Annotated in this window: 8 protein-coding genes; 6 read left to right on the forward strand and 2 right to left on the reverse strand. The window is 66.7% G+C overall.

Features of this window, described 5'->3' with window-relative positions:
* Positions 1 to 103 precede the first annotated feature (103 nt).
* From gltX to ACV4UZ_RS05235, 3 genes are all read left to right on the forward strand, one after another.
* Positions 104 to 1,435 carry a glutamate--tRNA ligase gene (gene gltX / locus ACV4UZ_RS05225; RefSeq protein WP_491599861.1) on the forward strand — a complete coding sequence of 444 codons (1,332 nt, stop codon included), beginning with the start codon at positions 104 to 106 and terminating at the stop codon, positions 1,433 to 1,435.
* 64 nt (positions 1,436 to 1,499) lie between these two features.
* On the forward strand, positions 1,500 to 2,879 hold the full coding sequence (cysS, locus tag ACV4UZ_RS05230) for a cysteine--tRNA ligase (protein ID WP_491599862.1): 1,380 nt from the start codon (positions 1,500 to 1,502) through the stop codon (positions 2,877 to 2,879).
* Between the two features lie 4 nt (positions 2,880 to 2,883).
* On the forward strand, positions 2,884 to 4,311 hold the full coding sequence (locus ACV4UZ_RS05235; RefSeq protein ID WP_491599863.1) for a hypothetical protein: 1,428 nt from the start codon (positions 2,884 to 2,886) through the stop codon (positions 4,309 to 4,311).
* 151 nt (positions 4,312 to 4,462) lie between these two features.
* On the opposite strand, the gene ACV4UZ_RS05240 is transcribed toward ACV4UZ_RS05235, so the two are convergent.
* Together ACV4UZ_RS05240 and ACV4UZ_RS05245 are read right to left on the reverse strand one after the other, a co-directional pair.
* The gene (locus tag ACV4UZ_RS05240) at positions 4,463 to 5,473 is read right to left on the reverse strand and encodes an IS30 family transposase (RefSeq protein WP_491599453.1); all 1,011 of its coding nucleotides are present in this window, start codon (positions 5,471 to 5,473) and stop codon (positions 4,463 to 4,465) included.
* 1,266 nt (positions 5,474 to 6,739) lie between these two features.
* A complete protein-coding gene (locus ACV4UZ_RS05245; protein ID WP_491599864.1) occupies positions 6,740 to 9,391 on the reverse strand; it encodes a bifunctional acetate--CoA ligase family protein/GNAT family N-acetyltransferase in 2,652 nt (883 codons plus the stop codon).
* 143 nt (positions 9,392 to 9,534) lie between these two features.
* On the opposite strand from ACV4UZ_RS05245, the gene ACV4UZ_RS05250 reads away from it, so the two are divergent.
* Genes ACV4UZ_RS05250 through ACV4UZ_RS05260 form a run of 3 tightly spaced genes read left to right on the forward strand, consistent with a single transcriptional unit; the run spans position 9,535 to position 10,978 of the window.
* Positions 9,535 to 10,365 carry a hypothetical protein gene (locus ACV4UZ_RS05250; RefSeq protein ID WP_491599865.1) on the forward strand — a complete coding sequence of 277 codons (831 nt, stop codon included), beginning with the start codon at positions 9,535 to 9,537 and terminating at the stop codon, positions 10,363 to 10,365.
* A gap of 47 nt (positions 10,366 to 10,412) precedes the next feature.
* Positions 10,413 to 10,634, forward strand: coding sequence for a hypothetical protein (locus tag ACV4UZ_RS05255; protein WP_491599866.1), 222 nt, complete (start codon positions 10,413 to 10,415; stop codon positions 10,632 to 10,634).
* Positions 10,631 to 10,978 carry a type II toxin-antitoxin system PemK/MazF family toxin gene (locus ACV4UZ_RS05260; RefSeq protein ID WP_491599867.1) on the forward strand — a complete coding sequence of 116 codons (348 nt, stop codon included), beginning with the start codon at positions 10,631 to 10,633 and terminating at the stop codon, positions 10,976 to 10,978. Before ACV4UZ_RS05255 ends, ACV4UZ_RS05260 begins: the two co-directional genes overlap by 4 nt.
* The last annotated feature ends 93 nt before the right edge of the window (positions 10,979 to 11,071 follow it).

Raw genomic sequence — 11,071 nt, forward strand, 5'->3', positions numbered from 1 at the left:
TGGCGGAATTTGTCATGCTGAGCTCAGCGAAGCATCTTTCACGGACGAGCGGCGAAGGGTTGAAGCTGAAAGATCCTTCGGCTTCGCCTCGGGATGACAAGGCATGAGTCCCGTCGTCCGTTTCGCCCCCAGCCCCACCGGGCTGCTGCACGTGGGCAATGCCCGCGTGGCGCTGCTCAACCTGCTGTGCGCCCGGTCCGGCGGCGGCCGTTTCATTCTGCGCCTGGACGACACCGACCTGGAGCGCTCCAAGCCGGAATTCGCCGAGGCCATCCAGGACGATCTGCGCTGGCTGGGCCTGGACTGGGACAGGCTGGAGCGCCAGTCGGCCCGGCTCGACGCCTACGCCGCCGCCGCCGAGCGGCTCAAGGCTTCCGGGCGGCTCTATGCCTGCTACGAGACGCCGGACGAGCTGGAATTGCGGCGCAAGGTGCAGCTGGGACGCGGCCTTCCCCCCGTCTACGACCGCGCCGCGTTGAAGCTCACCCCCGACGATATCGCCCGCTACGAGGCGGAAGGCAGGAAGCCCCACTGGCGCTTCAGGCTGGAGCACGAGGAGGTGCGCTGGGACGATTGCGTGCGCGGCCCCAGCCATTACCACGGCGCCAACCTGTCGGACCCGGTGCTGATCCGGGGCGACGGCTCGTTCCTCTATACCCTGCCCAGCGTGGTGGACGACATCGAGTTCGGCATCACCCACGTGATCCGGGGCGAGGACCACGTCACCAACACCGCGCCGCAGATTCAGCTGTTCCAGGCTTTGGGGGCAAAGCCGCCCGCCTTCGCCCATCTGCCGCTGCTCACGGGGGCGAGCGGGGAGGGGCTGTCCAAGCGGTTGGGCAGCGGTTCGCTCAGGGACCTGCGCGCCACCGGCATCCATCCCATGGCGCTCAGTTCCCTGCTGGCCAAGCTGGGCACCTCGGATGCCATCGAGATCAGGCATTCGCTCGCCGACCTGGCCGCCGAGTTCGCCTGGGACAAGTTCGGACGCGGCACCCCCAAATTCGATTCGGCCGAGCTGGAGCGCCTGGACGCGCGCCTGATGCACACCGCTTCCTTCGCCGAGGTGCGGGACAGGCTGGGCATCGATGGTGCCGACGAGGAATTCTGGCTGGCGGTGCGGCCCAACCTCAACCATCTGGCCGACGCCGCCGAATGGTGGGCCATCTGCCGCCAGACCCTGGTCCCGGTGATCGAGGATGCCGACTTCACCAACGCCGCCGCCGGATTGCTGCCGCCCGAGCCCTGGGACCACGCCACCTGGGGCGCCTGGACCGAAGCGGTGAAGCAGGCGACGGGCCGCAAGGGCAAGGCCCTGTTCCACCCCTTGCGTCTGGCGCTCACCGGCCGCGAGAATGGACCGGAGCTGAAGACGCTGTTGCCGCTGATCGGGCGCGGGCGCGCCGTTTCCCGTCTGTCGGGACAGGCTGCTTGACATCGGTCACTGGTTTGGGCCGTCTTTCACGGCAATATCCACATTCGCCATAGGAGTTCGGCAGGTGCCGCTGGTTCTCTACAACACCCTCACCCGGACCAAGGACGTGTTCGAGCCGCTGGTGCCCGGCCATGTGGGCATGTATGTCTGCGGCCCCACCGTCTATGACCGCGCCCATATCGGCAACGCCCGGCCGGTGATCGTCTTCGACGTGCTCTATCGCCTCTTGAAGACGCTCTATCCGTCGGTGCGCTACGTGCGCAACATCACCGACGTGGACGACAAGATCAACGCGCGGGCAAAGGAAACCGGCGAGCCCATCTCGGCCATCACCGAGCGCACCACCGCCATGTTCCACGAGGATATCGGGGCGCTGAACTGCCTGATGCCCGACGTGGAGCCGCGCGCCACCGCCCATATCGGCCAGATGATCGCCATGATCGAGCGCCTGATCGCCAAGGGCTACGCCTACGAGGCCGAGGGGCACGTACTGTTCTCGGTGGGCGCCATGGCCGATTACGGCATGCTGTCGCGCCGGTCCAAGGACGAGATGATCGCCGGCGCCCGCGTCGAGGTGGCCCCCTACAAGAAGGATGCCGGCGACTTCGTGCTGTGGAAGCCGTCGTCGGACGACCTGCCCGGCTGGGATTCGCCCTGGGGCCGTGGGCGTCCCGGCTGGCACATCGAGTGCTCGGCCATGAGCCTGCAGCACCTGGGCGAGACCTTCGACATCCATGGCGGCGGCCAGGATCTGGTCTTCCCCCACCACGAGAACGAGATCGCCCAGAGCACCTGCGCCAACGGCAAGCCCTTCGCCCGCTTCTGGCTGCACAACGGCTGGCTGATGGTGGAAGGCGAGAAGATGTCCAAGTCCCTGGGCAACTTCTTCACCGTGCGCGACCTGCTGGACCAGGCGCCGGGGGAGGCCATCCGGCTGGCCATGCTGGCCACCCACTACCACCAGCCCTTCGACTGGACGGCGGAGGGATTGAAGCAGGCCAAGGCGACGCTGGACCGCCTCTACACCGCCTTACGCGGTGCCGCCGACATCGACGCCAACGGCTACGAGGAAGAGGCGCCGCTGGAAGTGCTGGCGGCGCTCAAGGACGATCTCAACACGCCGCTGGCCATCAGCCATCTGCACGAGCTGGCCGGCGCGCTGAACAAGGCCACCGGCCTGGAGGACAGGGCGCGCAAGAAAGGCGCGCTGCTGGCGTCCGGTCATCTCCTGGGCCTGCTTTACCAGGACCCCGAGGCGTGGTTCAAGGGAACGGGCGCCGCCGGCGGTCCCGCCGATGCCGAGATCGAGGCGGCCATCATCGCCCGTACCGAGGCCCGCAAGGCCAGGAACTTCGCCGAAGCCGACCGCATCCGCCAGGACCTGGCGGCCAGGGGCGTGGTGCTCGAGGACGGGGCCGGCGGCACCACCTGGAAGCGGGCCTAAATCCATGAGCAGGGTGCCGCTCACCGGCTGGAAGTTGGGGTATCACGCCCTGACCTTCGTGCTGGTGGTGGCCCTGCTGATGGCCCCCGCCCTGTGGAACGGCTATCCGCTGATCTACTTCGACAGCGAGGATTACGTCGAGATGGCGTTTTCCTTCCAGCCGATCATCTGGCGCATCATGACCTACGGCGTGTTCTGCACCATCGCCAAGGCGTTCGGCACCTTGTGGGCCTTGCCCTTGGCCCACGCCATCCTCACCACCTGGGTGCTGCACGAGGCGGTGATGGGCTTCATCGGCCGCTGGCGGCACATGGTGTTCCTCGGCGTCGGGCTGGCGCTCGCCCTGTTCACCGGCCTGCCCTGGGTGTCGTCGCAGGTGCTGGCCGACGTCTTCGCCGGCGTGGCCATCCTGGGCGTCGCCGCCCTGGCCTTCGGCGAGGGGCTGCAGAACTGGCGGCGCTTCGCCCTGGTGGTGATCACCGCCATTTCCGTCTGCGTCCACATGAGCCACGTGGCGGTGGCGGCAGGCCTGTTGCTGGTGCTGGCCATGGTCTGGCTGGGATCGCGTTTCCTGCGGCGGATGCCGAGGCCGCGCATGCTGTGCCCGGTGGCGGCCCTGGTCGGCGGCATCCTGCTGGTGCCGGTGACCCACAAGATCTTCATGGGCCGCTTCGTCTTTTCCGAATCGGGACAGGTGCTGCAGCTGGCCCTGTTCGTCCAGACCGGCATCGCCAAGAAATATCTGGACGAGGTCTGCCCCCAGGGCGCCGAGCTGGAAATGTGCGACCACAAGGACGAGTTGCCGCGCACCGCCGATGAATTCCTGTGGGGGCCGTCGCCCTTCAACGAGATGGGCGGCTGGACCGCCATGCACGACGAATCGGGCCAGATCGTCGCGGGCGCCATGCGCCTCTTCCCGCGCGAGGTGCTGGAATCGGCCCTGATCAACACCTGGGAGCAGCTGGACCTGATCGAGAGCGGCGAGGATCTGGTGCCCATGACCTGGCACTTCGTCAAGACCCAGCTGAAGCGCTATCCGGCCGAGTTCAAGCAGTTCCGCTTCGCCCGCCAGCAGCGGCGCCCGGCCATCGACTTCCACGCCATCAACGCCTTCCAGGTGCCCATCAACCAGGCGGCCGAGGTGGTGACCCTGATCCTGCTGGCGGTGGCGTGGCGCAGGCGCGACCGCACCACCACCGGGCTGGCCATCATCGTGGTGGCCGGATTGCTGGGCAACGCCATCGTCTGCGGCGCGCTCTCCAATCCCCACGACCGCTACCAGAACCGGGTGGTGTGGCTGGCCCTGTTCACCGCCATCGTCGGCGCGGTGCGGCTCGACCAGCGCTTCGCCGGCCAGCGGCGGATTTCCATCCGCATGGAGAACGACGCGCTGGCGGAAGAGGCGGCCCTGGGAAAGAATCTGTCATCCTGAGCAGAGCGAAGGATCATTCACCCTGATACGTCCGCTCTCTGGCCTGAAAGACCCTTCGGCTTCCCCCACTGCCGTCCGGTTTAACAGGCTGCGGAAAAACTCGCCCACCACTCTATTTATTCGTCACCCCCGCGAAGGCGGGGAGATGGACTCACATTTCAAGTGCAACACCGAGATCGATGGCTTTCCCGAGGAAAGCCTCAAGCGGAGTTCGATATCCGAGGCACTTTCGCGGGGTGAGGTTGTAGTCCATGGCCAGGTCGTCCAGATCGGCCTGGGAAACTGCCGCGAGATCTGTTTTTCGCGGCAGTCCCCGCCGCATTCGCCCGATGGCGTTCTCGACGCCGCCCTTCTGCCAGGGGCTATGGGGATCGCAGAAATAGGTTTTCATGCGAAGCCTTGTCTTCAGGCGGCGATGGGCCGCGAATTCAGAGCCGTTATCGAAGGTGATGGTGCGGCGCTGCTCGGCAGGAAATCGCCGCAGCATGGCGGTCAGGCTGTCGGCGATTGGCTCGGCGGCTTTGCTGAGGTGATGCCGGAGCAGAAGCAGGCGCGAGCTACGTTCGTGCGCCACCAGGACGGCTTGGCGATAGCGGGAGAACAGCATCAGATCGGCTTCCCAGTGGCCGGTCTGGCGCCGGTCGGCGACCTCGGCGGGACGCTCGGCTACCGGCACTCGCTGGGGAATGAAATGCACCGAGCTGCCGCCCTTGCGGCCACGCCAGCCACGCTGAAACTTGGCGCGCGGCAGCAGCCGGTGCAGATAGTCCTTGTGGCTGTTCACGCGCCAGTAGATGTAGCGGTAAATTGACTCGTGGCTGATCACCGGCCTACCTTGCTCAAGCTCGAGCCGCCCGGCGATCTGCTCCGGGGACCATCCCATCGCAAGGCCGTCCAAGGTCAGTTTCCTGAGCGCGCTCGAGCGCTCCAGTTTGTAAAGCTTGCGCCGCCGCCGGGCGCGGGCCTGGATCATCGCCCAATCCACCTTGTAGCCGACTTGGGCGCCACTGTTGCGCTCCAGCTCTCGGCTGATTGTTGACGCCGCCCGGCCCAAGGCCCGGGCAATGGCTCGCCGAGATTTACCGTCTGCATGCAGACGGTAAATCTCGCACCGCTCATCCAGACTGAGCTGATTGTATCGTTGTCCCATCGCAGCACCCATTATAGCGGGTGTTGCACTTCGATCGTGAGCTTAGGGGGTCCATGTTGACGCAATTTGGCGACATCAAAACAAGATATAGTTTGCTGATGCATGGATTGTCCGCTCCGCGTTCCCTTCGGTCCCGCTTTCGCGGGAATGACGACGTCTTGGGACGAGTATTTCCGCAGCCTGTTAATTTCGGCCAGCACTGGTCTCTTGCCTTGCCCAGGCTTGGTTTGAGATGGCTCCACCGGAATGGGGATACGGAAAAGCCTCTTCAACCACCAAGACACCAAGGACACCAAGAGGACGGAGCTGATCGCCCCGCCCAACCTCACCGTCATGGCCGGGCATCGTCCCGGCCATCCACGCGGATCCGCTGGAATGCCTCATGAAACAATAGTACTGCCGATGGGCGTGGATGCCCGGAACAAGTCCGGGCACGACGCACCAGAAATGTCCTCTTGGTGTCCTTGGTGTCTTGATGCTGAAAAAACCCGTCCGCCAGCACCCAGGCAATTAAACCGGATGCCCGGAACAAGCCCACGGCTGTCCGGTTTACTTCGGCCAGCACTGGTCTCTTGCCTTGCCCAGGCTTGGTTTGAGATGGCTCCACCGGAATGGGGATACGGAAAAGCCTCTTCAACCACCAAGACACCAAGGACACCAGGAGGACGGAGCTGATCGCCCCGCCCAACCTCACCGTCATGGCCGGGCATCGTCCCGGCCATCCACGCGGATCCGCTGGAATGCCTCATGAAACAATAGTACTGCCGATGGGCGTGGATGCCCGGAACAAGTCCGGGCACGACGCACCTGGAATGTCCTCTTGGTGTCTTGGTGTCTTGATGCTGAAAAAACCCGTCCGCCAGCACCCAGGCAATTAAACCGGATGCCCGGAACAAGCCCACGGCTGTCCGGTTTACTTCGGCCAGCACTGGTCTCTTGCCTTGCCCAGGCTTGGTTTGAGATGGCTCCACCGGAATGGGGATACGGAAAAGCCTCTTCAACCACCAAGACACCAAGGACACCAGGAGGACGGAGCTGATCGCCCCGCCCAACCTCACCGTCATGGCCGGGCATCGTCCCGGCCATCCACGCGGATCCGCTGGAATGCCTCATGAAACAATAGTACTGCCGATGGGCGTGGATGCCCGGAACAAGTCCGGGCACGACGCACCAGAAATGTCCTCTTGGTGTCCTTGGTGTCTTGATGCTGAAAAAACCCGTCCGCCAGCACCCAGGCAATTAAACCGGACGGCAGTGGGCTTCACCTCAGGGTGACAATCAGGCCAGCTCCAGCACCATTTCGACCACGTCGGGGTCCTCCGAGCGCTGCTTCTGGAACCCCGCCTTGGCGGCCAGGCGGATCATGGCGTCGTTCTCGATCATGATCTGGGCATAGATGGCCCTGGTCCCGCGCGCGCGCTGGTAGCGGACGATCTTGTCCATCAGCATGGACCCCAGGCCGGTGCCCTTCATGTCCGAGCGCACCAGCACCGCCAGTTCGGCGCGGCGGTTGTCGGGGTCGGTGACGGTGCGCACCACGCCCAGGGTTTCCGGCTGGCCGTCCCGGTTGGCGCGGGTGGCGATGAAGGCCATCTCGCGCTCGTAATCGATCTGGGTGAGGCGCGCCATCTGGTGATGGTGGATCTGCCGCACCTGGCCGAAGAAGCGCAGGCGCAGGTCCTGCGGCGTCATGCGGGCCATCATCTCGGCATGGGCGACGGTGTCCTCGGGCCGGATGGGGCGAAGGGTGACCGGCGAGCCGTCGTGCAGGCGGGCGGTCTCCTCCAGTTCGGCGGGGTAGGGCAGGATGGAGAAGTGCCGCAGATCGGTGTCCTCCCACGGCGCCACCCGGATGCGGGCGTCCACCGCCAGAGCGCCGTTCTCGTCGGCGAACAGCGGGTTGATGTCGCAGGCGACGATCTCGGGATTGTCGGCCAGCATGCGCGACACCCGCACCAGCACCTCGGCCACCGCGTCGAGATCCACGGCGGGGCGCCGTCCGTGGGCCTTGAGCAGCCGCGACACCCTCGTCCGCCCGATCATGCCGCGGGCCAGCGGCAGGTTGACGGGGGGCAGGCCGACGGTGTGGTCGCGGATCACCTCGACGGCGCGGCCGCCTTCTCCGAAGACCAGGACGGGGCCGAACAGCGGGTCGCAGGCCACGCCGACGATCAGCTGGCGGGCGTTGGGGCGAAACGCCATGCGCTGGATGGTGAAGCCGTCGACCCGGATTTCCGGCCGGGTCTCCTCGACGCGGCGCATGATGCCCTCGGCCGCCGAGCGCACGGCGGCCGCGTCTTCCAGGTTCAGCGCCACGCCGCCCACGTCCCACTTGCGGGCCACGTCGGGGGACGCGATGGTCAGCGCCACGGGATAGCCCACCTGATCGGCGGCGTCCACCGCGCCGTCGATGGTGGCGGCCAGGCGGGTGTCCTGGGTCTCGATGCCGTAGGCCGACAGCAGGGCCTTGGCGTCGGGCTCGGTCAGGTTGCCCCCGGGATCGTTGAGGCCGCGCGCCACGATCAGGCGCGCCGTGCCCTTGGCGGCGGCGAAGCCCTCGATCAGCGACGGCGGCGTTTCCAGCAGCATGTCCTGGTTGCGCTGGTAATTGACCAGATGGCGGAAGGCGCGCACGGCGCGGCCCGGCGTGTCGTAGGTGGGCAGCGCCGCCTCGCCGAACAGCTTGCGGGCGGGCGCCGCCGCCTCCTCGCCGACCCACGAGGTCAGCACCGCGCCGCCATGGCGTTTCTGGGTGTCGATCACCGCCTGGGCCGCCTCCAGCCCGTCGGCCATGGCGTTGGGGGCGTGGATCACCAGGGTGGCGTCCACCTCCTCGGCCTCGATCATCACCCGGGTGATCTCGGCGTAGCGCTTGCCGGTGGCATCGACGCCCAAATCCACCGGATTGCCCGCCTTCCAGCCGCGCGGCATAAGGGCGGAAAGCTTCCTCAGCGTCTCCTCGGACAGCTGGGCCATCTGGCCGCCGCCGGGACCGCCCATCTCGGCCAGCGCCATCATGGCGGTGCCGCCGCCATTGGACAGCACGGCCAGGCGCTGTCCCTTCATGGGCTTGGCCCGGGCCAGGGTCTCCACCGCGCCGAACAGCTCGTCGATGTCGTGCACGCGCAGCGCGCCGGCCCGGCGGATGGCGGCGTCGAAGGAATCCTCGGGCCGGGCCAGGGATTCGGCCAGGAACGGCCCGATGGGATGGTCGTCGGCCTGGGGCACGGCGCGGACCAGCAGCACCGGCTTGTTGCGGGCGGCGGCCCGGGCGGCGGGGATGAAGTTGCGCCGCTCGCCGATGGATTCGATGTAAAGCAGGATCGCCCGCGTCTGGTCGTCGTTGGCGAGGTAATCCATGACGTCGGCGAAATCGATGTCGTGGGCGTCGCCCAGGCTGATGAAGTGGGAAAAGCCGATGCCGCGTGGTCTGGCCCAGTCCAGCACGGCGGTGGACAGCGCGCCGGACTGCGAGACGAAGGCCACCTTGCCCGGCAGGGCGGTGACGTGGGAGAAGCTGGCGTCGAGGCGGATGCGCGGCACCAGCACGCCCAGCGCGCCGCCGCCCAGGATGCGCAGGGACCAGGGCCGCGCCGCCGCCAGCATGGCTTCCCTGTCCACGTCGCCGGCGATGACCACCGCCGCCCGGGTTCCCCGCCGTCCCAGATCATCCAGCAGCCTGGGTACCGTCTCGCCCGGCGTGCACAGCACCGCCAGGTCCGGGGTCAGCGGCATGGAGGCCACGTCCTTGTAGGCCAGCACCCCGGCCACCGCCCGGTGGGAGGGGTGGACCGGCATGATCGGCCCCTTGAAGCCGGCGGCCAGCAGATTGCGCATCACCACGGCACCCGCCGAACGCGGCCGGTCCGAGGCCCCGATCACCGCCACCGAGGTGGGCTCGAACAGGAAGGAAAGGTTGTGAATGCTCATGACCGACGAGTTTCTGCCGCAGGCGCGAAAAAGCAAGGAAGAAGTGGGGGCTTTTAGCCATCTTCCCGGCGGGGCGGGCTTGGTCTATGGTGCCGGGTTCCAGGGGTTCGCCATAAATTCGGGATTGTGTCCAGATGTTCAGAATGGCCGTTGCCGCATTGGTCGTTTCCCTTGCCTGCGCCGTGCCGGTCCTGGCCGCCGACGAGGGACCGGCGCCCTCTCCCCTGGTCCAGCCCCTGCCGCCCGCCCCCCTGGCTCCGGCAGAGGAAACCCCCGGGTTCCAGGCGGTGCGGCCGCTGCCCGCCGCCGAGGCGCCCGCGACGGCGCCCGCCCCCGCTCCGGCTCCGGTTCCGGCTCCCGTGGCTGCTCCGACGCCCGCTCCGGCTCCCATCGCCGCCCCGGCTCCCGTCGTCGCCCCGCCGGTCGTCCCGGCTCCGGCCGAGCCCGGCCCGCTGCCCCTTCTGGTCCAGGCCGGAATCGCCGCGCTGATGATCGCCGTCGGCGCCCTGGTGGCCGGGCTGGTGGGTATCGCCACCGCCAATGCGGGCCGCCGCCGCGAGGAGGCGCTGCGCCGCAAGTCCGCCGCCGCCACCCTGGTGATCGAGCTGGAAGCCCGCATCCAGGCCTTCGAAGCGGTGCCGGTGCCGCCCAACGCCGATGCCGGGGTCTCCTTCGTTTCCGCCACCGTCGCCCTGGCCGACCTGGATTACGGCTGGCGGGCGGTGCAGGCGTCGCTCTATCTGCTGCCCGAGCGTCTGGCCGGTCATCTGGCGGTGCATTACGCCGCCGTCCACCATGTGGCCAAGTTCATCAAGGGCCAGTCCCTGGCCGCCGGTCTGCGCATGCTTCAGGCCAACCGCATCGGCGGCCATCCCTGTCCCGACGCCGGCACCATGCGCGAAGCCCACGTGGAACTGGCCGCCGCCTTCCGGGGGCTCGACAAGATCGTCATGGGTCTGAGGTCGGTTTCCTGACGGCCAATCCCATTGCCTGCCTTTACCGTGCACACTATCTTAGTGCCATGCGACAGGTTCTGACCGATATCGAGGCGGGTAAGCTGACCGAGGAACTGCGGCGACGCGGTATTCCGGCAGGGCAGCGTCTGCGCGTGGTGGTCGAGAGCATCGAACCGGAAGAGCCGTCCGTCACCGCCATGAATGCGGCGGGTGGCGCCTTCGACTGGCTGGCGGATGAGCCCGACCTTTACAGCGATGCCGATCTGGTGGAGCGTTTCCGGCCGTGAGCGGTATCTCCTTCGGAACTATCGTACTCACGGATTTCCCCTTTACCGATCTCACCGCCGCCAAGCGTCGTCCGGCCTTGGTTATCTCCACCGACAACGACCGGCGCACCGATGTGGTGGTCGCCTATATCACGTCGGTGGCCCGCATCGAGTCCGATGCCAAGGTCATGGAGCCGACCAGCGGAAACGGACTCAAGGTGCCGTCCCTGGTGCGATTCGACAAGATCGCGACCATCCACAAGAACATCATCGCCGGGCGACTGGGCGAGGCGGATGCTGCGTGGTTGTTCGATGCGCGTCGGGTGTTTCTCGATGTGTTCGGATTCGAGAATCAGAATAACTGATCGGCCTGTCGCGAATATGGTTTGTGACGCCAACGTCGGTATGGCGTGACAAAAATAAGCAAATCAGTACCGGAATGCATAAAGTCATTCCCG

The organism is Paramagnetospirillum sp. (assembly GCF_058402745.1).